Source organism: Streptomyces sp. TAA486, assembly GCF_000426165.1.
The window spans coordinates 361,931-384,128 of sequence record NZ_AUEV01000007.1; the positions used below are offsets into that span (position 1 = coordinate 361,931).

Genomic DNA, 22,198 nt, shown 5'->3' on the forward strand with positions numbered 1-22,198 from the left:
CCTCCTCGGAGCGCGGCGGACCGGCGGGCCTGGGCTCGTCTTCGCCCTCACCGGCGACGGGACCTGCGTCCGTCTCCGGTGAGGGGTCGGCACCCGGCACCGACGGCTCGCGCCCCGAGCCGTCGGCACTCCCATCCACCACCGTTCACACCTGCCGTTTCTCAGACCTGGGCGCCCGGCCGGTCCACGAGCTCGACCTGGTCGGCGGCGTCGCACCACCGGCAGCGCACGGATTCGATGCTCTCACTGAGCACCTCCTGCTCCTCGACCCGCGGCTCACCGGCCAGGTCCAGGTGGACGTACTCGACGACCTTGCTGGAGCGCGTCACGTCGAAGCGCGTCAGATTGCCGCAGAGTGTGCATCGCCACCGGGTTCCGGCCGTGGGCTTGGGGACCGACATGGACTCGACCTCATTCCTTCGAGCGTTCGCGGGCATCGCTGCGGTGCGACCACGTGCGTGTGCGGTAACCCGACGAAAGCGCAGCATCGCCTGACGTAACCCTATGACCCTGCCGCACAGCGTGTGTCCCGAGGAGCCTGCCCAGTGCCCGAATCATCATGAACCGCACCGTGCCGAAGATGCCCGTCGTGACCTGTGCGCTCATCATCCTGTGCACCGTGATCTTCCTCACCGGCCCGGCCTCGGGTTTTCTGCCGGGCCACGGCAGCGGCACGTCCCTGCACCGGGCGCAAGCCGCGTACTTCAACCACTGGGGCGTCGTCCCTCGCACTCTGTGGAGCGGTGCCCTGCGGCCGTTCGTGACACCTCTGACCGCGCTCTTCCTGCACGCGAGCTGGCTGCACCTGCTGGGGAACCTGCTCTTCCTCCATGTCTTCGGCGGCCCGGTGGAGATGCGCATGGGCCGCCTGCGCTTCGCCGTCTTCTACGTGAGCGTCGGCTACATCGCCATGCTCTGCTACGCGGCGGCGCACAGCCAGTCGGGGGAGACCCTGGTCGGGGCGTCCGGCGCGGTCTCGGGCGTGCTGGGGGCGTTCCTCTACCTCCATCCGAGGGCACGGGTCACCAGCCTCTTCCCCTTCCTCTACTTCCTGCCGCTCCGCTTCCCCGCATGGGTGGTGCTCGTCTTCTGGCTCGCCCTGCAGTGGATCGCGGCCCGCGGGGACACCGACGGACCGGGCGTGGCCTACCTCGCCCATGTGGTCGGATTCACCCTCGGCTTCCTCTACGCGTGGGCGCGTTTCCGGCGTTTCCGTACGGCTACAGTGGGCACGCCCGCTCCGGCGACCCAGGGAGAGTCCACACCGTGATCACCTCGATCGTGCTCCTCAAGACCAGCCCCGAACGCATCCCCGAGATCGCCGAGCAGATCGCGGCGCTCGAGGGCGTCAGCGAGGTCTACTCGGTCACCGGTGCGCACGATCTGATCGCGATGGTGCGGGTGGCCCGGCACGATGACCTGGCGGACGTCATTCCCGGCCGGATCAGCAAGGTGCCGGGCGTGCTCTCCACGGAGACCCACATCGCCTTCCGCACCTATTCGCAGCACGATCTGGAGTCGGCCTTCGCCATCGGCCTGGACGCCTGAGGGCGCGGCCCGCCCGGGAGCCGGGCCGGGCCCCGGGGCCGCTCCGGGCGGCCCTGACGGCGCTCAGGCGGTGAGCACACCCCGGGCGGCGGGCTCCTGGAGGGCGTCGGTCTCCGGGACGCAGCGCCCCTCCTCCGTGCGGTAGCGCAGACGGGCCCCGTCACGTACGAGTTCGCGCACGGCCCGTACGAACCTCTCCACGTGCTCGTCCGGCGTCCCCGCCCCGATGCTCACCCGTACGGCGTTCAGCGACCGCCCCTCGGGCGCACCGCACTCACCGGGGTCCTCGCTGTGGGCACCCAGCAGCGCACGCACCAGCGGGTGCGCGCAGAAGAGGCCGTCGCGTACGCCGATGCCGTACTCGGCGGAGAGGGCCGCGGCGACGTGCGCGCTGCTCCAGCCCTCGACGACGAAGGAGACGACGCCGACCCTGCGCGCCGCCTCGGCCCTGACGCCGGCCGGCGTGCCCGCGTCGTCCGCACCGAAGAGCGAGAGCACCTGCACTCCGGGCAGCTCCGACAGGCCCGACAGCAGCTTCATGGTCAACTCCCCCTCGCGCGCGGCCAGTTCCGAGAACCCCGCCCCGGTGAGCGCCTCGCACGCGGAAGCGATGGAGTACGCGCCGATCACGTTCGGCGACCCGGCCTCGTGACGGGCCGGCCCGTTCTGCCACTCCACCTCGACGCCGCCCTCCGCGTCCCGCGCGACCTTGCGGCTGGCCCCACCGCCCGCCAGGTAGGGCTCGGCAGCGTCCAGCCAGTCGGGACGGCCCGCCAGCACACCGGCCCCGAACGGGGCGTACAGCTTGTGCCCGGAGAACGCCACCCAGTCGACGTCCAGTTCGCCGATGTGCACGGGGCGGTGCGGTACGAGCTGCGCCGCGTCCAGCACGATCCGGGCGCCGTACCGGTGCGCCGCTGCGACCAGCCGCCGTACGGGCCAGATCTCGCCCGTGACGTTGGACGCACCCGTCACACACACCAGCTTCGGGCCCTCGGGCGCCGCTGCCAGCGCGCGCTCCAGCGTCTCGACGGCCTGCCGCGGCGAGCGCGGTGCGTCCAGGAGGACCGTCTGCGTACCGGCGGCCTGCCACGGGAGGAGCGACGCGTGGTGCTCCGTCTCGAAGACGAACACGCGCGTGCCCTCAGGAAGCGCCGACGCCAGCAGGTTGAGCGAATCCGTGGTGGAGCGGGTGAAGACGACCTGGTCCGTGCGGCGGCAGCCGAGGAAGCGCGCCACCGTGTCACGGCTCCGCTCGAAGAGGGCGGTGGAGTGCTGGGAGAGGTAGCCGGCGCCACGGTGCACGCTGCCGTAGTACGGGGCGTACGCGGCGACGTCCTCCCACACCCTGCGCAGCACGGGCGCGCTCGCGGCGTAGTCCAGTGCGGCATAAGGGAGTTCACCGCCCGTCGCGAGCGGCGCGCCCACGTCCAGGCCCAGCACCGGCAGGGGCGCGGAGGCGGGGGCGGCGACAGGGGCGGGCTCCGGAACCGGCTCGCGGGCCGGCGCGGGACGGTCGGTGGCGGACGCGATGAGCAGGCTCATGCGAAGTCTCCCTCGAATGCCGGGGACCCCTGGCATACGCCTCCCCGCCGAAGGCAGGGGAAGAGGGATCCGTGCTTGCCGCACGACCCTGCTGTCGAACGGCCCGGTCATCACCCGGGGCACCCCACCACGGAAGGAGGGTTGCCGGACAGCGGGCCGGGGCCTTGATCGCTGTCGCTCGTGACCTGGCGGGAAGTATGGCACAGAGTGCCGCGGGCTCCGCCCCGCCGTCCGTATCCCGGACAGCTATGGGGTACCACCCGGGCTGGAGGCGCGGGTGGAGGAGCCGCCGCGGCACTCCGGTGTCACATGTGGCTGGCCGTCACCCAGCGGTCCAGCGCGGCACGCGCGGCGCCGCTGTCGACCGATTCGGCCGCCCTGTCCATCGCCGCACGGATCTGCTCAGTCAGCGGGGCGTCTCCCGGTTCGAGCGCGACGAGTGCCGCGGCGGAGTTGAGCAGCACGGCGTCCCGCACCGGGCCGTGCTCACCGTCCAGCAGAGCGCGGGCCACATCGGCGTTGTAGGCGGCGTCGGCGCCGCGCAGCGCCTCGACCGGCACGATGTCGAGGCCGACGTCACGCGGGTCGAAGGACTCCTGGCGCACCGCACCGTCCCGTACGACCCACACCGTGGACGTGGCGGTGGTCGTCAGCTCGTCCAGCCCGTCGTCGCCGCGGAAGACAAGGGCGGACGAACCGCGTTCGGCCAGCACACCGGCCATGATGGGCGCCATGCGGGGATTGGCGACGCCCGTCGCCTGAGCTCCTACACGCGCGGGATTCGTCAGCGGGCCCAGGAAGTTGAACGATGTGGGGATGCCCAACTCGCCCCGTGCGTTGGCCACATGGCGCAGCGACGGGTGGAACTTCACGGCGAAGCAGAAGGTGATCCCCGCCTCCGAGGCCACCTCGGCCACACGCTGCGGGCTCAACTCCAGGTTGACGCCCAGCTTTTCCAGCACGTCCGTGGCTCCGCTCGCGCTGGAGGCGGCGCGGTTGCCGTGCTTGACGACCTTCGCCCCGCATCCGGCGACGACGATCGCGGACATCGTGGAGATGTTGACCGTACGGGCCCTGTCACCGCCCGTACCGACGATGTCGACGGTCCGGCCGGGCACCTCGATCACGTTGGCGTGGGCGTACATCGCACGTACGAGACCCGAGATCTCCCCGACCGTCTCGCCCTTGGCCCGCAACGCCACCGCGAAACCGGCGATCTGTGCGTCGGTGGCCTCGCCTCGCATGATGTTGTCCATCGCCCACGCGGTGGCGTCGGCGCTGAGATCCTCACCGGCGAGCAGCGACGTCAGTACGTCCGGCCAGGTTTTCGGACCCCCGGCGGTAGCTCCCAGGCCGGAGGCTCTCGTGGGGGTACCGCCCAGGCCGGAGGCACTGGGGGAGGGAGAGCCGGCAGACGGAACGGCACTCATGGTCCCTCCTGAGGTCATCGGTTCGGTTGGGGCCCACGCACCCGGGTCCCGGCCGGATCACCGGGTGCACCGGCGGCCGGCATGCGGGAGTGCGGCGTGGGGGACGGCCCGGCATCAGGGCCCGGCCAGTCCCCACCCTAGCGGCACCCGTCCCCGGCCAGGACCTCCGTCGGGCACGCGCGGGTCGAGGCCGGCGCGCGGCGCGGGCCACCGGGCGGACACGGACACACGCGAAGGGCCGGGCTCCCACTCGGGAAGCCCGGCCCCTCGTCCGTGGCTGCACGGCCCGCACCCGGCGGCGCCGCGGCGGCTCAGTGGTGGCCGTGGCCGCTCGTGAGCTCCTTGTACTCCTCGGCGGTCGGCTTGGGGATCTGCGCCTGCTCGCCGTAGTAGCCCTTGGAGAGCCGGGCGCGCAGCTTCTGCCCGCGGCCGACCTTCCGCTGGACGCCGTTCTCGTCCGTCTCCGGACCGACCTCGTACGGCTTGTGCTGCTCGTGCGAGGTGAGCGTGTGCAGCTGCTCCTGGGAGAGTTGCTCGTGCACCTCGATGAACTCACCGTGCGGGAGCCGCTTGATGATGCCGGACTCGCGCCCGTGCAGCACCTTCTCCTTGTCGCGGCGCTGGAGCCCGAGGCACGCGCGCCGGGTGATGAAGAAGACGACCACCGGCACAACGAAGAAGGCGATCCGCACGAACCATGTGATCGAGTTGATCGACAGGTCGAAGTGCGTGGCCACCAGGTCGTTGCCGCCGCCGATCAGCATCACCGTGTACCAGGCGATCCAGGCCGCGCCGAAGGCCGTACGCGTCGGGGCGTTGCGGGGCCGGTCGGCGATGTGGTGCTCGCGTTTGTCGCCCGTCACCCACGACTCGATGAACGGATAGACGGCGATCGCCGCCAGCACCAGCGGGAAGACCATCAGCGGGATGAATACGCCCATCGCAAGCGTGTGGCCCCACAGATGGATCTCCCAGCCGGGCATGATGCGGATCAGCCCCTCGGAGAAGCCCATGTACCAGTCGGGCTGCGCGTTGGTCGACACCTGGTCCGGCCTGTACGGGCCGAGCACCCAGATCGGGTTGACGGTGAAGGCCGCGGAGATGGCGGAGATGACGCCGAAGACGAGGAAGAAGAAGCCTCCTGCCTTGGCCATGTAGACGGGCAGCAGCGGCATTCCGACCACGTTCTTGTTCGTACGGCCGGGACCGGCGAACTGCGTGTGCTTGTGGTAGAAGACCAGGATCAGATGCGCCACGAGCAGGCCCAGCATGATCCCTGGCAGCAGCAGCACGTGGACCGAGAAGAACCGCGCGACGAAATCGTGCCCGGGGAACTCTCCGCCGAAGAGGAACATCGACATGTAGGTGCCGATGATCGGCATGGAGAGGATCGCGCCCTCCATGAACCTCACGCCGGTGCCCGAGAGCAGGTCGTCCGGCAGGGAGTAGCCGGTGAAGCCGGTGAACATGCCCAGCACGAACAGCAGGAAGCCGAACAACCAGTTGATCTCGCGCGGCTTGCGGAAGGCGCCGGTGAAGAAGACACGCATCATGTGCACGAACATCGCGCCGAGGAAGATCAGCGCCGCCCAGTGGTGGATCTGCCGGACGAGCAGACCGCCGCGGACGTCGAAGCTGATGTCCAGTGTGGAGGCGAACGCCTCCGACATCCGCACGCCCTGCATCGGCACGTAACTGCCGTGGTACTCCACCTCGTTCATCGACGGGTGGAAGAACAACGTCAGATACACGCCGGTCAGGATGATGATGATGAAGCTGTAGAGCGCGACCTCACCCAGCATGAAGGACCAGTGGTCCGGGAAGATCTTGCGCATGTTGGCCTTGGCCAGGGTGTAGATGCCCAGGCGGCCGTCGGCCCAGTCCGCGACCCGCTCGCCGGCGGGTGCCTTGCGCTTCGGGGCGGTGGTCTCGGTTGCTGTACTCATGCTCGACGCTCCCAGTAGGCCGGGCCCACGGGTTCTTCGAAGTCGCCCAGCGCTTCGAGGAATCCGTCGTTGTTGACGCTGATCTTCAGCTGCGGCAGCGCATGGCCCGCCGGACCGAAGATCACTCGTGCACCGTCCGACAGGTCGAAGGTCGACTGGTGGCACGGGCAGAGCACGTGGTGCGTCTGCTGCTCGTAGAGGCTGACAGGACAGCCGACGTGGGTGCAGATCTTGGAGTAGGCGACGATCCCCTCGTGGGACCAGTCCAACTCCCGCTTGTCCTTGATGTCGTCGGGCTCGAGCCGGACCAGCATCAGGGCCGCCTTGGCGATCTCCTGCTGGAAGTCCTCGTCCTCCTCCTCCAGGCCCTCGGGCAGGGCGAAGGTGAGCGAGCCGACGGTGATGTCCTCGGGGCGCAGGGGCTCCTGGGTGTTCTCGTTCACCAGGAGCTTGCCCTTGGACCACAGCGTGTGCTCCAGCTTGTCCTCCGGCAGCGGCCCGAGGTCGCGCAGGAGTACGACACCGGAGAGCGGCACGAGGGTCAGCGCGCCGAACATGGTCTTGCGGATGAGCGAACGGCGGCCGAGACCGGACTCCTTGGCGCCCCGCGCGAAGTCCTCCATGACCTTCGCGCGGGTCTCCGGCTCGGCGGAGACGGCGTGCCGCTCGTCGACCAGTTCGTGGTCCGACATCAGGGTGCGTGCCCAGTGGACCGCGCCCGCGCCGATGCAGAAGAGAGCGACGCCGAGCGTCATTCCCAGCGCGAAGTTCAGTGCGCCGATGCGCCCGGCCGGCCAGACGTAGATGATCTTGTCGACCGGGATGAGCACGAAGCTCGCGATGAAGCCGAGCGTGGCCAGCATCGAGGTCGTGAAGAGCATCGCCACGACGCGCTCGGAGCGCTTGGCGGCGCGCTCGTCCATGTCCTGGATCCGCGGCTCGTGCGGCGGGAGGCCCGGGTCGGCGAACGGATCGTCCGCTACGGCCACGGCACCGTGGCCGTTCTGCTGCTCGGTCGGCAGGTTCTTCTCAGACACGTTCTCGTGTGATCCAGTCTCGCTCATGACTTCTTGGCCTTTGCGGTCCGAGCTGCGACCCAGATGGCGACGAGGATGAGGACGCCGAGGCCGAAGATCCAGGCGAACAGGCCCTCGATGACGGGACCCAGGCCGCCCAGCTTGTAACCACCGGGGTTCTCGGACTCCTTGCTGTTCACCGTCTTCAGGTACGCGGCGATGTCCCGCTTCTCCTGCTCGGGCAACACCTTGTCCGGGAAGGAAGGCATGTTCTGCGGGCCGGTCTGCATGGCCTCGTAGACATGCTTGGGGTCGACATCGCTGAGACCCGGCGCGTACTTGCCGTGCGTGAGCGCCCCGCCCTCACCGGTGAAATTGTGGCACTGGGCGCAGTTCGTACGGAAGAGCTGACCGCCGTTGGCGACGTCGGCGCCGCTCGGGTCGTACTGGCTCTTGGTGGGCTTGATCGGACCGGAGCCCAACGAGGCGACGTAGGCGGCGAGCTGGTCCGTCTCGTGCTCGCTGTAGATCCTCTTCTTCTTCGGCACCTGGGCGCCCGGCTGCTGCGCGGGCATCCGGCCGGTCCCGACCTGGAAGTCCACGGCGGCGGAGCCGACGCCCACCAGGCTGGGGCCGTCGCTGCTGCCCTGGCCGCCGGTTCCGTGGCAGCTGGAACAGCCCACGTCGTAGAGCCTCTTGCCCTCCTCGATGGCGAGGGACTGGCTCGACGACTGTTCGGCCTTCGCTTCACCTGCGGGAGCGAACGCGGCGTACAGCCCCCCGGTGGCCGCCAGCGCGAAGATGAGAACGACGAGCGCCGCCAGCGGATGGCGCCGTCGTGCGGAGAGCTTTTTCACGGATTACCCCGGTGTCAGGATCTTCTGCGTCGATGCTTGTGCTTGTGTCTGTCACTGCCCGGCGCACGCTCGCGCGCACCGGCGCCCGATCAGCTACTTGATCAGGTAGATCGTGGCGAAGAGGCCGATCCAGACGACATCGACGAAGTGCCAGTAGTAGGACACGACGATGGCTGCAGTGGCCTGCTGATGCGTGAAGCGCCTGGCCGCGTACGTCCTGCCGAGCAGGAGCAGGAACGCGATCAGACCACCCGTGACGTGCATCCCGTGGAAGCCGGTGGTCAGGTAGAACACCGAACCGTAGGGATCCGAGGAGAGCGAGATGCCGTCCTTCTCCACCAGCTCCGTGTACTCGAAGATCTGGCCGCCGATGAAGATCGCACCCATGACGAAGGTGATGATGAACCAGCCCCGCAGCTTCTTCACGTCACCGCGCTCGGCCGCAAAGACACCGAGCTGACAGGTGAGCGAGGAGAGCACCAGGATCGTGGTGTTCGCCGCCGAGAAGGGCACGTTCAGCGCGTCGGCATGTTCCTTCCAGAAGTCCGCACCCGTCACGGACCGAAGGGTGAAGTACATCGCGAAGAGGGCCGCGAAGAACATCAACTCGGAACTCAGCCAGATGATCGTTCCGACGCTGGTGAGGTTCGGCCTGTTGACCGACGGGTGCGCGTGCCCGGTTTCTACTGCTGTTGCTGTCGCCACGACCGACATTATGTCGGTCGCTCCTAAGGCCCTTACTCCCGGGGTGCCGTTCGGTGTGTCCAGGCAGTGTGTCCAGCTCAAACAAGCCTCTCCCCGGGGCACACGAAGCGGTGTTGACGAGCGTGGCGAGGGAGTAACATCCGCGCAGCGGCTCCTTGCCGCCACGTGATCACGAGCGAGACGTCCAGCGGAGGAACGATGCAGCCGACCGCCACGGTGCTGGTCTACAGCGACAACACCGACACCCGCGAGCAGGTGCGGCTCGCCGCCGGCCGCCGTCCCGCCGCGGACGTGCCGCCCGTGGAGTACGTGGAGTGCGCGACGCTCCCCGCGGTCCTCTCCACGCTGGAGAAGCACCGCATCGACGTGTGCGTGCTCGACGGGGAGACGGCACCGGCGGGCGGCATGGGCGTGTGCCGGCAGATCAAGGACGAGATCTTCGACTGCCCCCCTGTGCTGCTGCTGATCGGACGCCCGCAGGACGCCTGGCTGGCCTCCTGGAGCCGTGCGGAGGCCGCCGTCTCGCATCCCATCGACCCTGTCGCCCTCGCGGGCGCCCTGGCGGGGCTTCTCCGTGAAAGCGACGGGGCGTCTGCGCAGGTGCAGCCTCTCTGATCCCCCCGGTCTGAGCCCCCTGCTGGTTGTCGTCCGGGCCCCTGACGGCCCGGACGAGGTCAGACCTGCGGGCGCAGCCTGTTCACTCCGGTCGCGGAAGCGGCGTCCTGGCCGTGGGAGCCGCGCAGCAGCGCGCTGCCCTTCTTCCACTTCGCCCAGGACAGGTTCCAGTCACCGAAGCCGTTGCCGAAGGCTGGCATGGTCTCGCCGTCGGAGTTGACGTACTTGACGGGGACGCCGTTCCGCACGTTCTCGAAGAACCACTGGGCGTTCTCCGTGCTCATGCCGGTGCAGCCGTGGCTGCTGTTGGAGACGCCGTGCGAGCCGGAGGACCACGGGGCGGCGTGCACGTACTCGCCGCTCCAGGTGAGCCGCGAGGCCCAGTGGACGCCCAGGTCGTAGGACTCGCCGCCGCCGATGCCGACGCTGCCGCTCCGCATCCGTACGAACGACTCCCGGCCCAGGATCACCTTGGTGCCGTTGCGGGTCTCGAACCCGGCCTTGCCGGTGGTGATCGGGATCTCCTTGATGACCTTGCCGTTCTTGCTGAACTTCATGGACAGACCCGACGCGTCCGCCAGGGCCTCCACCCGGTCGCCGGTCTTCAGCTTGACGGACTTGGCCTTGTCCCCGTAGAGGCCGTCGCGCACCTTCAGGCCTTTCAGGCGCGAGCTGACACTGATGGTCGAGTGTGCGGGCCAGTACTCCTTCGGACGGTAGTGGAGCTCCTTGCTGTCCACCCAGTGCCAGGCCCCCTCGACGTGCGGGGAGGACTTCACGGTGAGCGCGCCTTCGACGAGCTTGCGCTGCTTGGCGCCCTTGACCTTGTGGCTCAGCTCGGCGGTGATGGGCTGGCCCACGCCGTAGGTGCCGCTGTCGGGCCCGAAGGTCACTCCGAGCCGCTTCGCGTGTGCGGGCTTGGTCTGGAAGTTCAGCGTCCGGCGCCCCTGCTCACCGGAGCCGTTCTCGGTGCTGATGCGGACGGTGTAGCGGACACCCGCGGCGAGGCCGGTCGTGCTCCGCCAGCGCTTGCCGTCCTCGGAGAGCTTGCCGCTGAGGAAGCGTCCCGCGGTGTCGACGGCGGTCACGTCGGCTATCCGTCCTTCGTCGCCCGTGGCGGTCACCTCGAGGGGCTGGGAGGGGTCCACGACCGCCCCCTCCTCGCCCGCGCTGACGGAAATCTGGTTGCTGGCGTCGTACGGGGCACCTGCGAGGGGGTTCCCGTCGCTGCCGACACTGCACGAGGTCAGCCCGACAGCCATCGGTATGAGGGTGAGGGCACAGCCGGCTGAGAACCGGCGCTTCGTCCTGTTCGAAGAGTGATTCATAGGCCCAAGGTAGGAACTGTCGCGATTCAGGGCCTCTTGGGCGCATGCAAATGGGTCGGCCCCCGGTGATCACCGGGGGCCGACCCATTTGCAGACTGCTTCAGCCGCGAGCCTCACCGAGTGCGAGGCCCGGCCTGGAGCCTCACTGAGTGCGATTCTCGCCGTGGTAGTACTCGAAGACCCAGCCGAAGAGGCCGACGAAGAGCAGCGGCGCCGAGACGAACACCAGCCACCATCCGAAGGCCACGCCCAGGAATCCGAAGGCCGCACCGAGCCCGAGGGCGAGCGGCTGCCAGCTGTGCGGGCTGAAGAACCCGACCTCGCCGGCGTCGTCCGCGACCTCGGCCTCCTTGTTGTCCTGCGCGCCGACGTCCACACGGCGGGCGGTGAAGGCGAGGTAGTAGCCGATCATCACCGCCAGACCGAAGGCGAGGAACAGCCCGGTCGTGCCGACCGGCTCCTTCGACCAGGCGCCGTAGACGATCGCCGTGGCGAGCAGGAAGACGGCCAGGCCGATGAACATCTTGCCCTGGATCTTCACTTCGAGTCCTCCTTACGGCCGACCAGCGTCCGGTCGGCAGCCTGCTGCTCGCCGAGCTGGTCGAGAGCCGCGACCTCGGGGTAGTGCAGATCGAACGCCGGCGACTCGGAACGGATGCGCGGCAGCTGGAGGAAGTTGTGCCGCGGGGGCGGGCAGCTCGTCGCCCATTCGAGGGAGCGGCCGTAGCCCCATGGGTCGTCGGTCTCGACCTTCTTGCCGTACTTGGCCGTCTTCCAGACGTTGTAGAGGAACGGCAGGACCGAGAGCCCCAGCACGAAGGAGCTGATCGTCGAGACCGTGTTCAGGGCGGTGAAGCCGTCCGCGGCCAGATAGTCGGCGTAGCGGCGCGGCATGCCCTCGGCACCCAGCCAGTGCTGGACGAGGAAGGTGCCGTGGAAGCCGATGAACAGCGTCCAGAAGGTGATCTTGCCGAGCCGCTCGTCGAGGATCTTCCCCGTGAACTTCGGCCACCAGAAGTGGAATCCGGCGAACATCGCGAAGACGACCGTCCCGAAGACGACGTAGTGGAAGTGCGCCACCACGAAGTAGGAGTCGGAGACGTGGAAGTCCATCGGCGGCGCGGCCAGGATGACGCCGGTCAGACCGCCGAAGAGGAACGTGACGAGGAAGCCGATCGACCAGAGCATCGGCGTCTCGAACGACAGCGAGCCCTTCCACATCGTGCCGATCCAGTTGAAGAACTTCACGCCCGTCGGCACCGCGATCAGGAACGTCATGAAGGCGAAGAAGGGCAGCAACACCCCGCCCGTGACGTACATGTGGTGCGCCCAGACGGTCGCCGAGAGGCCCGCGATGGCGATCGTGGCACCGATGAGGCTGATGTACCCGAACATCGGCTTGCGGCTGAAGACCGGGATGACTTCGGAGATGATGCCGAAGAACGGCAACGCGATGATGTACACCTCGGGATGGCCGAAGAACCAGAACAGGTGCTGCCACAGCAACGCCCCGCCGTTGGCCGAGTCGAAGATGTGCGCCCCGAACTCGCGGTCCGCCTCCAGCGCGAGCAGAGCCGCGGCGAGCACCGGGAAGGCCAGCAGCACCAGAACACCGGTGAGCAGCACGTTCCACGTGAAGATCGGCATCCGGAACATGGTCATGCCGGGTGCGCGCATGCAGATGATCGTGGTGATGAAGTTGACCGAACCGAGGATGGTGCCGAAGCCGGAGAGCGCGAGGCCCATGATCCACAGGTCGGCGCCCATGCCCGGCGAGCGGACCGCGTCCGAGAGCGGCGAGTAGGCGAACCAGCCGAAGTCCGCGGCGCCGGACGGCGTGAGGAAACCGCCGACCGCGATGAGCGAACCGAAGAGGTACAGCCAGTACGCCAGCATGTTCAGCCGCGGGAAGGCCACATCGGGCGAGCCGATCTGAAGCGGCATGATCCAGTTCGCGAAACCGGCGAACAGCGGGGTGGCGAACATCAGCAGCATGATCGTGCCGTGCATGGTGAACGCCTGGTTGAACTGCTCACTCGACATGACCTGGATGCCGGGCCGGGCGAGTTCGGCACGCATGAACAGCGCCATCACGCCGCCGAAGAGGAAGAAGGCGAAGGACGTGACAAAGTACAGCGTCCCGATCTTCTTGTGGTCGGTCGTGGTGGCCCAGTCGACCAGCATGGCGCCGGGCGTCTTCTGCCGTACGGGCGGTGCTGCCTCGGCCGTCGCGGCGGCACCCTTGGGTTCGTTGAGGATGCTCACGGGTTATTCGTCTCCGCATTCCTGGCGTCGCCGGTGGTGGCGGTGCCCGACGGGATGTAGCCGGTCTGGCCCTTCTTGGCCAGGTCCTTCAGATGCTTCTGGAAACGCTCCGGTGAAACGACCTTCACGTTGAAGAGCATCCGGGAGTGGTCGACGCCGCACAGTTCGGCGCACTTGCCAACGTAGGTGCCCTCCTTGCTGGGAGTCACCTCGAAGCGGTTGACGTGACCGGGGAGCACATCCTGCTTCATGAGGAACGGCACCGGCCAGAAGGAGTGGATGACGTCGCGGGAGGTGAGGATGAACTGCACCGTCTCGCCCTTGGGCAGCCAGAGCGTGGGACCCGGGTTGTTGGTCTGCGGGTTGCGCTCGGCGGGCGTCCCGACGGTGTAGACGCCGTCGGCCCCCTTGGGGAACGTCGTCCTCATCCGGTCGGGGATGGCGGAGAGTTCCTTGTCGCCTGTGTTCGAGGTGGAGGGCTTGCCGTCCACGTCCTCGATGTAGTTGAAGCCCCAGCTCCACTGGAAGCCCACCACGTTGACGACGTGGTCGGGCTTCTTCGACGTCGCGAGGAGCTTGGTCTCGTCCCGCGCGGTGAAGTAGAAGAGCACCGCCACGATGATGATCGGGACCACCGTGTACAGGGCCTCGATCGGCATGTTGTACCGGGTCTGCGGAGGGACCTCGACCTTGGTCCTCGATCGACGGTGGAAGAGGACGCTCCACAGGATGAGTCCCCAGACCAGAACGCCCACGGCGAGCGCTGCCGCCCAGGATCCCTGCCACAGGGAGAGGATCCGCGGAGCCTCATCCGTGACCGGGGTGGGCATACCGAGGCGGGGGAAGTCCTTGTATGTGCAACCGGTAGCGGTAGCCAGGACCAGGCCCGCGGCAAACGCCTGCTGCAGCTTCCGCCGCATCGGGCGCCGCATGGGGGTACCGCCCACGCCCGGCGGGCGGTGGGGGAGGTCGGAGCCGTTGGGACTCACGTAGCGCCTTCCCGAGAGTCTCGCCCGCCCATGCCGGCTCGGCCGTTGCTGGTCGGGCGCGGCCCCTGGCGCGGGCAGGGGTTTGATGTTTATGCGGGGCAAACCTTACTGGACCGTTCTCGGGGCCTCGCGGGGAGGGTCCCCAACGCGCCGCAGGCCCCTCAACAGGCGCCCTGTGGCGCCTCGTCGGGCGCCGGACGCCCGGTGCGGGGCCGGCGCGTTAGCGTTCCCCCGTGCCCTATTTCGACGCCGCGTCCTCCGCGCCCCTGCACCCCGTCGCCCGTGAGGCGCTGATCGCCTCGCTGGACGAGGGATGGGCGGATCCCGCACGTCTGCACCGCGAGGGACGGAGGGCGCGGATGCTCCTGGACGCCGCGCGAGAGACGGCCGCCGAGGCGGTCGGATGCCGTCCGGACGAGCTGGTTTTCACTCCATCGGGTGCCCGTGCCCTGCACACCGGCATCGCGGGCGCGCTCGCGGGGCGCCGCCGTGCGGGAGGGCGGCTGGTCGTCTCCGCCGTGGAGCACTCCGCTGTGCTGCACGCGGCCGCCGCCCACGAGGCCGCGGGCGGCACGGTGACCGAGGTGCCCGTCGACCGTGCGGGGAGGGTGGCCGCGGCGGACTTCGCGGCAGCGCTCGGGGAGGACACCGCGCTGGCCTGTCTGCAGTCCGCCAACCACGAGGTGGGCACCGAGCAGCCGGTGACGGACGTGGCCGGGCTGTGTTTGGGCGCCGGGGTCCCGCTCCTCGTCGACGCGGCGCAGTCCCTGGCCTGGGGGCGGGCCGGCGAGGGCTGGTCGCTGCTGGCGGGCAGCGCGCACAAGTGGGGCGGGCCGGCCGGTGTGGGGCTGCTGGCCGTCCGCAAGGGTGTGCGCTTCGCGGCGCCGCCGCCCACCGACGAGCGGGAGTCGGGGCGCTCCGCCGGGTTCGAGAACATCCCGGCGATCGTGGCCGCGGCGGCGTCGCTGCGCGCCGTGCGTGCCGAGGCGGACGCGGCGTCGGAACGGCTGCGCGTGCTGATCGACAGGGTGCGAGCGCGGGTACCCGAACTGGTCCCGGACGTCGAGGTCGTCGGCGATCCCGTGCGGCGGCTGCCGAACCTGGTGACCTTCTCCTGCCTCTACGTGGACGGTGAAGCCCTGCTGCACGCCCTCGACCGGCTGGGCTTCTCGGTCTCCTCGGGTTCGTCTTGCACGTCGAGCACGCTGACGCCGAGTCATGTGCTACGTGCGATGGGGGTGCTCTCGGAGGGCAACATCCGTCTGTCGCTGCCGCCCGTGCCGGGGCCTTCGGTGGAGGAGGACGTGGAGCGCTTCCTGGAGGTGCTCCCCGAAGCGGTACGTGAGGTCCGCGGGCAACTGGGCGCGCCGGTCGGGCCGTTGGCGGAACCGGAGGAGTCCGGGGGCGGCGCGCAGAAGCCGGACGACGTGGGCGGGCCTCGAGAAGAGGCGGCGGAAGAGGAGCGCACCGCGCCTTCCGAGCCCTCCCGAGTGACGGTGGACGCGCTCGGTTGTCTGTGCCCGCTGCCGGTGATCGAACTCGCGAAGGCGATCGGCGACGTGCCGGTGGGCGGTGTGATCACGGTCCTGGCGGACGACGAGGCGGCCCGTGTCGACATCCCCGCCTGGTGCGAGATGCGGGGACAGGAGTATCTGGGCGCCGACGGCAGCGAGTTCAGGGTGCGCCGGCTCGACTGACCGCGTGCGGGCGGCACGTACCGCGAAGGGCGGGGCGGCCTGTGCCGCCCCGCCCTTCGCATGACGAATGCCTCAGTGGGTCACTTCAGATGGGCGGCGACCTCGGCGGCCGCCTCCTCGCCGTACTGCGTCGTGAAGCGCTCCATGAAGTGCGCCCGCTTCAGCTCGTACTCCTGCGTGCCCACTGTCTCGATGACGAGGGTGGCCACCATGCAGCCGATCTGAGCGGCGCGCTCCAGGCTCACGCCCCAGGCGAGGCCCGAGAGGAAGCCCGCGCGGAAGGCGTCGCCGACGCCGGTGGGGTCGGCCTTGGCCTCCTCCTTGGGCACACCGACCACGATGGGCTCCTCGCCCTCGCGCTCGATGCGGACGCCCTTGGCGCCGAGCGTGACGACCCGGGTACCGACCTTGGCGAGTATCTCCTTGTCGCTCCAGCCGGTCTTGGTCTCGATGAGCTCCTTCTCGTACTCGTTCGAGAAGAGGTACGTGGCGCCCTCCATGAGGGCGCGGATGTCCTCGCCCCCCATGCGCGCGATCTGCTGCGAGAAGTCCGCCGCGAAGGGGATGCCCCGCTTGCGGCACTCCTCGGTGTGCCGGGTCATCGCCTCGGGGTCGTCGGCGCTGATGCAGACGAGGTCGAGGCCGCCGACGCGCTCGGCGACGGTCTGCAGCTCGATCTGGCGGGCCTCGCTCATGGCTCCGGTGTAGAAGGAGCCGATCTGGTTGTGCGCCTCGTCGGTGGTGCATACGAAGCGGGCTGTGTGCCGCAGCTCGGAGATGTGGACGGACTCGGTGTCCACGCCGTGCCTGTCGAGCCAGGCTCGGTACTCCTCGAAATCCTCGCCCGCGGCGCCGACCAGGATCGGGTTCGCTCCCAGCTGCCCCATGCCGAAGGCGATGTTGGCGCCCACGCCGCCACGCCGGATCTCGAGCGAGTCGACGAGGAAGGAGAGCGAGACGGTGTGCAACTGGTCGGCGACGAACTGGTCGGCGAACCGCCCAGGGAACGTCATCAGGTGGTCATTCGCGATGGAGCCGGTGACTGCGATACGCACGGCGAAATCTGCTCCTGTCGGAGGACGCTGTCGGATGGCACCATCACGCTACCTGCTCCCCCCGCTCAACCGAACAGGACGGAACTACCAGATAGTAGGGCCTTCCAGGCGCCCTCACCTGCTGCGTAGCGTCGGACCCATGCGGAACCTCACGCGGCGCACGGCCGCAGACCCCGAGTCGATGGACGAACTGCTGGGTGACTGCGCCCGCATGGCGCCGCACTGGACGGAGCCCGCATGGGCCCTGCACATTCCCGCTGATCCGGGCGCCGCGGCTGTGGCTCCGGCGTCCTACGAAGCGCTTCATGGGGTCCGGGTTCCCGCGGCCTCCGCCCGCGTGCTGGAGGGCATGTCCGAGTACGGCGTCTGGTGAGTGGTGGCGGCCCGCAGGGCCGCAGGGGCTCACCTCCCCGGCCCGCGCAACGGCCCAACCGCCGCTCCCCATGGACTGATTTGCGCCACGTGCTCATGCGCTGACTGCCGCGCCGACCCGACGTACGCGACGTACGGGCCGGCGCGCATCACTGAGATTCCGGGAACCTGCGGGGCTCCGGCTCCGTCCCAGTTGTGCCATCGCGGTCCACTCGTCGGCAGGGGCGGGCGGGGACGCGGTGAGCGGAACGAAGGAGCGATGCCGTGAGCACCGAAACGTCTCCCAACCCCGGTGGGGAGACCTCTTCCGCCGGCGGACAGGGCGTCCCGGCCCGCAGGCACCGGCTGCCCGTGATCGCGGTGGCGGCGGCAGTGCTGGTGGCCGGCGGCGGGGGCGCGTGGTGGGCCTCGACCGCGGGCCCGGCCGGAGGCCCGGGGGGATCGACGGGCGCGGGCAACGGGTCCGAGCCGCCCGCTCTCGCCCTGGACGGTCTCGCGCCGGCCGGTCAGAGCGGCGAAGGGGACCGTGAGCGGCCGGGCATCGCGCCCGGCGAACCGCATCCGCAGGTCTACCGCGCCAACGGCGAGCTGCCGAAGGGACCGGGCACGGCATCCGTCTACCGCAATCCGGCACACGTCGGGCGTGCCTCCGTCTCCGCGCTCGCCGACACCCTCGGTGTGAAGGGGAAGCCGGAGCGCAAGGACGGCCGGTGGATCGTGGGCGAGGACGCCGAGTCCCCCCGCGGAACCGCCCTCATCGTGAACGACGACCGCATGGCCGGCAACTGGACGTACCGGTCCGCGGACCGGCCGGTGCACTGTGCCAGGCCGCTGCCGACCGTGCCGCACCTCGACATCATCCCGCCCGACGACGGCGACGCCCCGGATGCGTGCTCCTCGGTGCCGGGGTCCGGCAAGGGTGACCCGGTCTCGGAGAAGAAGGCCGAGGAATCCGTACGGCCGCTGCTGAAGACGCTGAAGCTCGAGGACGCGCGGCTCGACGCGGGCGTGGCCACGGGCCCGCTGCGCATGGTGACGGCCACTCCCCAGGTGGGCGGCATGCCGGCCAAGGACTGGAACAGCACGTTCACGGTGAACGAGGACGGCAAGGTCGTGCTCGGGCACGGCAATCTCGGCAAGCTGAGGAAGGGCGCCTCCTACCCGGTGATGTCGGCGGAGGAGACCCTGAAGCACCTCAACAAGCAGGGGGCCATGGCCTCCGGCGCGGGTACGGGCACCACGGTCCGCGAGCCGTGGGCCGCCGAAGACCAGGCGCAGCCCGGAAAGGCCGATCCCGGGAAGCCGGAGCCCGGAAAGGCCGACCCGGCGCCGCCCGGCAGCACCGATCCCGGAAAGGTCAAGCCGCGCAAGGCGCTGAAGGTGACCGGCGCGGAGTTCGGGCTGGTCACGCGGTACACGGTCGGCAAGCCCGTGCTCGTACCGTCCTGGATCTACGAGGTGAGGTTCGGCGGTGACCACACCGCGAGCGTCGCCCACCCCGCGATCGAACCCGAGTACCTCAAGCCGGCGAAGCCCGCCCAGCCGGGCTCCGGCTCCGGCTCCGATGCCGGCACCGGCTCGGACCAGGGTTCGGACCCGGGCTCGGGCTCAGGCTCCGGCCAGGCCGAGGAGCCCGGATCGGCGCCCGCGCAGGCCCTCACCTCCTACGCGGCGGACGGCCGCAGCGTGAAGCTGACCTTCTGGGGCGGCGTGTGCGACGGTTACAAGGCGAGCGCCGAGGAGTCGGGCAGCACGGTGAAGGTGGCCGTGCGCCCGAAGAACACGGACCCGAAGAAGGTGTGCGTGAAGATGGCCAAGCGGCAGACCGTCGAGGTAGAGCTGGACGAGCCGCTCGGTGACCGCAAGGTGGTGGACGCCACCGACGGAGAGGGCCTCCCGCGGAAGTGAACCGGCGATCGGCGGGTAGGCATAGCGGAACGCGAACGCCCGACTGGACCTGAGAGCACGGGGGCGGGAACGACGAAGGCGGCGGACCCCTGGTGGGGGGAGTCCGCCGCCTTCGTCCTGTTCAGCCTGCCGGGCAGCCCGGTCAGTTGAAGGAATCGCCGCAGGCGCAGGAACCCGTCGCGTTCGGGTTGTCGATCGTGAAGCCCTGCTTCTCGATGGTGTCGACGAAGTCGATGGAGGCGCCGCCCAGGTACGGGGCGCTCATCCGGTCGGTGACGACCTTCACACCGTCGAAGTCCTTGACCACGTCGCCGTCGAGCGAGCGCTCGTCGAAGAAGAGCTGGTACCGAAGGCCGGAACAGCCACCAGGCTGGACGGCGACCCGCAGTGCCAGGTCGTCACGGCCCTCCTGCTCGAGCAGGCCTTTGACCTTCGCCGCCGCGGCGTCGGACAGGATGATGCCCTCGCTCACAGCGGTCTCGTCCGATACGGACATCTGCTTCTCTCCCGGGTTGTTCGGACTGCTCTGCCGCCGACTGCAACCGTCGGCGTCCCGGATTCATTCCAGGGGACACGTTATTTCTACGTCCTTCTCCTCACTCATGCTCGCACACGCCCGGAGCGGCTGGGAATGCGTCACATCGACGCGAACGCCATCGTCAAACTGACGTGAAGCGGTTATGATTAATAGCGTCAGTTAGACGAAAAGCCGCTTGCGGCGATGGAGAAGAGGAAGGGTGGGTGCCGTGACCGCCCCACTGGACGTACAGCCGACTCCGCTGGCGCTGCTGCTCCTCGGCCGCGACTCGGACCCGAAGAGCGAACGCGGCGTCGATTGCCCCGGGGACCTTCCCGCCCCTTCGGATCCCGGCCTCGTCGAGCGTGCCCGCGCGGCGAAGGCGAAGCTCGGCGAGCGTGTCTTCGTGCTGGGCCACCACTACCAGCGTGACGAGGTCATCGAATTCGCCGACGTCACCGGTGACTCCTTCAAGCTGGCGCGGGACGCGGCGGCCAGGCCCGACGCGGAGTACATCGTCTTCTGCGGCGTGCACTTCATGGCCGAGTCGGCCGACATCCTCACCTCCGCCCGGCAGAAGGTCGTGCTGCCCGACCTGGCGGCGGGCTGCTCCATGGCCGACATGGCCACGGCCGAGCAGGTCGCCGAGTGCTGGGACGTGCTCACCGAGGCCGGGGTCGCGGATGTGACGGTCCCCGTCTCGTACATGAACTCCTCTGCCGACATCAAGGCGTTCACGGGCAGGCACGGGGGCACCATCTGCACTTCGTCCAACGCGCGCCGGGCCCTGGAGTGGGCCTTCGGGACGCAGAACGGCCGGCAGGGCGGCGGGGGCAAGGTGCTCTTCCTGCCGGACCAGCACCTCGGACGCAACACCGCCGTGCGGGAGTTGGGGATGTCCCTGGAGGACTGCGTCGTCTACAACCCGCACAAGCCGGACGGCGGTCTCACGGCGCAGCAGCTGCGGGACGCGAAGATGATCCTCTGGCGCGGCCACTGCTCGGTCCACGGGCGCTTCTCGCTCGACTCCGTACGGGACGTGCGCGAGCGGATCCCGGACGTCAATGTGCTCGTGCACCCGGAGTGCAAGCACGAGGTCGTGGAGGCGGCCGACCACGTCGGCTCGACCGAACACATCATCAAGACCCTGGAGGCCGCACCCTCGGGGTCGAAGTGGGCCATCGGTACCGAACTCAACCTGGTGCGGCGGCTCGCGGCCCGCTACTCCCCCGACAAGGAAGTCGTCTTCCTCGACCGCACCGTCTGCTTCTGCTCGACGATGAACAGGATCGATCTGCCTCATCTGGTCTGGGCGTTGGAGTCGCTGGTGAACGGCGACGTCGTCAACAGGATCGAAGTCGACGCCGAGACGGAGAAGTTCGCGAAACTCGCCCTGGAACGCATGCTGGCCCTGCCGTAATCTGCGGCGATGCTGCTGCAACCGGTGCGGGACACCGAGGAGGACGCCGAGGCCGTGCGGCAGCTGGCCGAGGCGTCCTTCGCCGCGTCGCACGCCGCGAAGGGCGACTCCCCCGACAGCGGTGCGCCGCACGGCCCGGAGCCCTCGCCCGCTCCCCTCGTCCCCGTCGCACGGGCGGCTCACGGTGCGGGCTCCGACCCTGGGCAGCCCGCACGCAGCCGTGAGCGGATCCGGCACCTGGCACGCACCGATCCCGGCGGCAGCTGGGTCGCGGCGGACGCGGACGGGCGTCCCGTCGGCGCGGCCCAGTCGTTCATCCGGGAGGGCACCTGGGCACTGGCGCTCCTGGCCGTACTGCCCGAGGCGCAGGGCAAGGGCGTGGGTACGGCGCTGCTGGAGCGGACGATGGGGTACGGCCGGGCGTGTCTGCGGGGCATCATCAGTTGCTCCCGCCACCCCGTCGCGGCCCGCACCTACCGCAAGGCGGGCTTCGAGCTCCATCCGGCGATGCGGCTGCACGGCACGGTCGACGGCACCCGGCTCGCGGCCCCGGACGGCCCGGTCATCGTGGGCTCTCCGGCGCAGCGGGACCTGATGGACTCCGTCGACCGGCGGCTGCGCGGCGGCGCGCACGGGGTGGACCACGAGTTTCTGCTGCGCCACCACCGCGTCTTCGTCTCCGACGATCTCGCCGGCAGCGGCTACTGCTATCTGCGGGAGAACGGACGGGTCGAACTCCTCGCTGCCACCTCGCGACGGCTGGCGACCCGGCTGCTGACCACCGCGTTGCTGAGTCTCCCGGAAGGCACCCGCGCGTCGGTGCGCGATCTGACGGCGGACCAGCAGTGGGCCGTGGACGTCGGACTGGCCGCGGGGCTGGAGCTGACCACCGCCGGCTACCTCTGCCTCCGGGGGATGCGGCCGCCCTCGCCGTACATCCCCTCCGGGGGCTTCCTGTAGGGAATCCGGGACCGGGCCGGCACGG

Annotated in this window: 21 protein-coding genes and 1 riboswitch; of the genes, 8 read left to right on the forward strand and 13 right to left on the reverse strand. The window is 69.4% G+C overall.

Annotated features, from left to right (window positions below; translation table 11 throughout):
- Positions 1-161: 161 nt before the first annotated feature.
- The gene (locus I004_RS0112425; protein WP_028435762.1) at positions 162-401 is read right to left on the reverse strand and encodes a hypothetical protein; all 240 of its coding nucleotides are present in this window, start codon (positions 399-401) and stop codon (positions 162-164) included.
- A gap of 179 nt (positions 402-580) precedes the next feature.
- Between I004_RS0112425 and I004_RS0112430 the strand changes: the two genes are divergently transcribed.
- Positions 581-1,270, forward strand: coding sequence for a rhomboid family intramembrane serine protease (locus I004_RS0112430; RefSeq protein WP_486579962.1), 690 nt, complete (start codon positions 581-583; stop codon positions 1,268-1,270).
- Positions 1,267-1,548: an Lrp/AsnC family transcriptional regulator gene (locus tag I004_RS0112435; protein WP_028435764.1), complete on the forward strand. Its 282-nt coding sequence runs from the start codon at positions 1,267-1,269 to the stop codon at positions 1,546-1,548. The genes I004_RS0112430 and I004_RS0112435 overlap by 4 nt, the downstream gene beginning before the upstream one ends.
- Positions 1,549-1,611: 63 nt before the next feature.
- Here the strand turns inward: I004_RS0112435 and I004_RS33625 are convergent, their stop codons facing one another.
- The 6 genes from I004_RS33625 to ctaE all read right to left on the reverse strand — a co-directional run bounded on the left by I004_RS33625 (position 1,612) and on the right by ctaE (position 9,056).
- Entirely contained in the window at positions 1,612-3,093 is a 1,482-nt protein-coding gene (locus I004_RS33625) for an aminotransferase class V-fold PLP-dependent enzyme (RefSeq protein ID WP_078511066.1), read from the reverse strand.
- A 66-nt stretch (positions 3,094-3,159) separates the two neighbouring features.
- Positions 3,160-3,279: riboswitch (SAM riboswitch) on the reverse strand.
- Between the two features lie 119 nt (positions 3,280-3,398).
- A complete protein-coding gene (gene trpD, locus I004_RS0112445; protein WP_078511067.1) occupies positions 3,399-4,523 on the reverse strand; it encodes an anthranilate phosphoribosyltransferase in 1,125 nt (374 codons plus the stop codon).
- Between the two features lie 311 nt (positions 4,524-4,834).
- Positions 4,835-6,469, reverse strand: coding sequence for a cytochrome bc1 complex cytochrome b subunit (qcrB, locus tag I004_RS0112450; RefSeq protein ID WP_028435766.1), 1,635 nt, complete (start codon positions 6,467-6,469; stop codon positions 4,835-4,837).
- On the reverse strand, positions 6,466-7,533 hold the full coding sequence (qcrA, locus tag I004_RS0112455; protein ID WP_037975848.1) for a cytochrome bc1 complex Rieske iron-sulfur subunit: 1,068 nt from the start codon (positions 7,531-7,533) through the stop codon (positions 6,466-6,468). Before qcrA ends, qcrB begins: the two co-directional genes overlap by 4 nt.
- Positions 7,530-8,342 (reverse strand): cytochrome bc1 complex diheme cytochrome c subunit, encoded by an 813-nt coding sequence (gene qcrC / locus I004_RS0112460; RefSeq protein WP_028435768.1) that lies wholly within the window; start codon positions 8,340-8,342, stop codon positions 7,530-7,532. Before qcrC ends, qcrA begins: the two co-directional genes overlap by 4 nt.
- 93 nt (positions 8,343-8,435) lie before the next feature.
- On the reverse strand, positions 8,436-9,056 hold the full coding sequence (ctaE, locus tag I004_RS0112465) for an aa3-type cytochrome oxidase subunit III (protein ID WP_028435769.1): 621 nt from the start codon (positions 9,054-9,056) through the stop codon (positions 8,436-8,438).
- 189 nt (positions 9,057-9,245) lie between these two features.
- Here ctaE and I004_RS0112470 point away from each other — a divergent pair, with 189 nt between their 5' ends.
- Positions 9,246-9,662: a hypothetical protein gene (locus I004_RS0112470; protein ID WP_028435770.1), complete on the forward strand. Its 417-nt coding sequence runs from the start codon at positions 9,246-9,248 to the stop codon at positions 9,660-9,662.
- A gap of 59 nt (positions 9,663-9,721) precedes the next feature.
- On the opposite strand, the gene I004_RS0112475 is transcribed toward I004_RS0112470, so the two are convergent.
- From I004_RS0112475 to ctaC, 4 genes are all read right to left on the reverse strand, one after another.
- Entirely contained in the window at positions 9,722-10,924 is a 1,203-nt protein-coding gene (locus I004_RS0112475) for an Ig-like domain-containing protein (protein WP_037976053.1), read from the reverse strand.
- A 208-nt stretch (positions 10,925-11,132) separates the two neighbouring features.
- On the reverse strand, positions 11,133-11,531 hold the full coding sequence (locus tag I004_RS0112480; RefSeq protein ID WP_028435772.1) for a cytochrome c oxidase subunit 4: 399 nt from the start codon (positions 11,529-11,531) through the stop codon (positions 11,133-11,135).
- A complete protein-coding gene (ctaD, locus tag I004_RS0112485) occupies positions 11,528-13,255 on the reverse strand; it encodes an aa3-type cytochrome oxidase subunit I (RefSeq protein WP_028435773.1) in 1,728 nt (575 codons plus the stop codon). The genes I004_RS0112480 and ctaD overlap by 4 nt, the downstream gene beginning before the upstream one ends.
- Positions 13,252-14,244 (reverse strand): aa3-type cytochrome oxidase subunit II, encoded by a 993-nt coding sequence (ctaC, locus tag I004_RS0112490; protein ID WP_486579963.1) that lies wholly within the window; start codon positions 14,242-14,244, stop codon positions 13,252-13,254. Before ctaC ends, ctaD begins: the two co-directional genes overlap by 4 nt.
- A 233-nt stretch (positions 14,245-14,477) precedes the next feature.
- Here ctaC and I004_RS0112495 point away from each other — a divergent pair, with 233 nt between their 5' ends.
- A complete protein-coding gene (locus I004_RS0112495; protein WP_028435775.1) occupies positions 14,478-15,941 on the forward strand; it encodes a cysteine desulfurase/sulfurtransferase TusA family protein in 1,464 nt (487 codons plus the stop codon).
- An 80-nt stretch (positions 15,942-16,021) separates the two neighbouring features.
- Here the strand turns inward: I004_RS0112495 and I004_RS0112500 are convergent, their stop codons facing one another.
- Complete coding sequence (locus I004_RS0112500; RefSeq protein ID WP_028435776.1) at positions 16,022-16,996, reverse strand: carbohydrate kinase family protein; 975 nt, start codon at positions 16,994-16,996, stop codon at positions 16,022-16,024.
- A 139-nt stretch (positions 16,997-17,135) separates the two neighbouring features.
- Between I004_RS0112500 and I004_RS0112505 the strand changes: the two genes are divergently transcribed.
- Positions 17,136-17,369 carry a hypothetical protein gene (locus I004_RS0112505; RefSeq protein WP_037975853.1) on the forward strand — a complete coding sequence of 78 codons (234 nt, stop codon included), beginning with the start codon at positions 17,136-17,138 and terminating at the stop codon, positions 17,367-17,369.
- Between the two features lie 263 nt (positions 17,370-17,632).
- Positions 17,633-19,276: a hypothetical protein gene (locus tag I004_RS0112510; RefSeq protein WP_028435778.1), complete on the forward strand. Its 1,644-nt coding sequence runs from the start codon at positions 17,633-17,635 to the stop codon at positions 19,274-19,276.
- Positions 19,277-19,418: 142 nt separating this feature from the next.
- Here I004_RS0112510 and I004_RS0112515 read toward each other — a convergent pair whose 3' ends face one another.
- The gene (locus I004_RS0112515) at positions 19,419-19,772 is read right to left on the reverse strand and encodes an iron-sulfur cluster assembly accessory protein (protein ID WP_028435779.1); all 354 of its coding nucleotides are present in this window, start codon (positions 19,770-19,772) and stop codon (positions 19,419-19,421) included.
- Positions 19,773-20,013: 241 nt separating this feature from the next.
- On the opposite strand from I004_RS0112515, the gene nadA reads away from it, so the two are divergent.
- Both nadA and I004_RS0112525 read left to right on the forward strand, forming a co-directional pair.
- Positions 20,014-21,213, forward strand: coding sequence for a quinolinate synthase NadA (gene nadA, locus I004_RS0112520; RefSeq protein ID WP_028435780.1), 1,200 nt, complete (start codon positions 20,014-20,016; stop codon positions 21,211-21,213).
- Between the two features lie 9 nt (positions 21,214-21,222).
- The gene (locus I004_RS0112525) at positions 21,223-22,173 is read left to right on the forward strand and encodes a GNAT family N-acetyltransferase (protein WP_028435781.1); all 951 of its coding nucleotides are present in this window, start codon (positions 21,223-21,225) and stop codon (positions 22,171-22,173) included.
- Positions 22,174-22,198: the final 25 nt, after the last annotated feature.

Excerpts from the sequence above, each read along its gene's own strand:
- I004_RS0112425 (WP_028435762.1), bottom strand. The coding sequence starts at position 401 with ATGTCGGTCCCCAAGCCCACGGCCGGAACCCGGTGGCGATGCACACTC.
- I004_RS0112430 (WP_486579962.1), top strand. The coding sequence starts at position 581 with ATGCCCGTCGTGACCTGTGCGCTCATCATCCTGTGCACCGTGATCTTC.
- I004_RS33625 (WP_078511066.1), bottom strand. The coding sequence starts at position 3,093 with ATGAGCCTGCTCATCGCGTCCGCCACCGACCGTCCCGCGCCGGCCCGC.
- trpD (WP_078511067.1), bottom strand. The coding sequence starts at position 4,523 with ATGAGTGCCGTTCCGTCTGCCGGCTCTCCCTCCCCCAGTGCCTCCGGC.
- qcrB (WP_028435766.1), bottom strand. The coding sequence starts at position 6,469 with ATGAGTACAGCAACCGAGACCACCGCCCCGAAGCGCAAGGCACCCGCC.
- qcrA (WP_037975848.1), bottom strand. The coding sequence starts at position 7,533 with ATGAGCGAGACTGGATCACACGAGAACGTGTCTGAGAAGAACCTGCCG.
- ctaE (WP_028435769.1), bottom strand. The coding sequence starts at position 9,056 with ATGTCGGTCGTGGCGACAGCAACAGCAGTAGAAACCGGGCACGCGCAC.
- I004_RS0112470 (WP_028435770.1), top strand. The coding sequence starts at position 9,246 with ATGCAGCCGACCGCCACGGTGCTGGTCTACAGCGACAACACCGACACC.
- I004_RS0112475 (WP_037976053.1), bottom strand. The coding sequence starts at position 10,924 with ATGGCTGTCGGGCTGACCTCGTGCAGTGTCGGCAGCGACGGGAACCCC.
- I004_RS0112505 (WP_037975853.1), top strand. The coding sequence starts at position 17,136 with ATGCGGAACCTCACGCGGCGCACGGCCGCAGACCCCGAGTCGATGGAC.
- I004_RS0112515 (WP_028435779.1), bottom strand. The coding sequence starts at position 19,772 with ATGTCCGTATCGGACGAGACCGCTGTGAGCGAGGGCATCATCCTGTCC.
- I004_RS0112525 (WP_028435781.1), top strand. The coding sequence starts at position 21,223 with ATGCTGCTGCAACCGGTGCGGGACACCGAGGAGGACGCCGAGGCCGTG.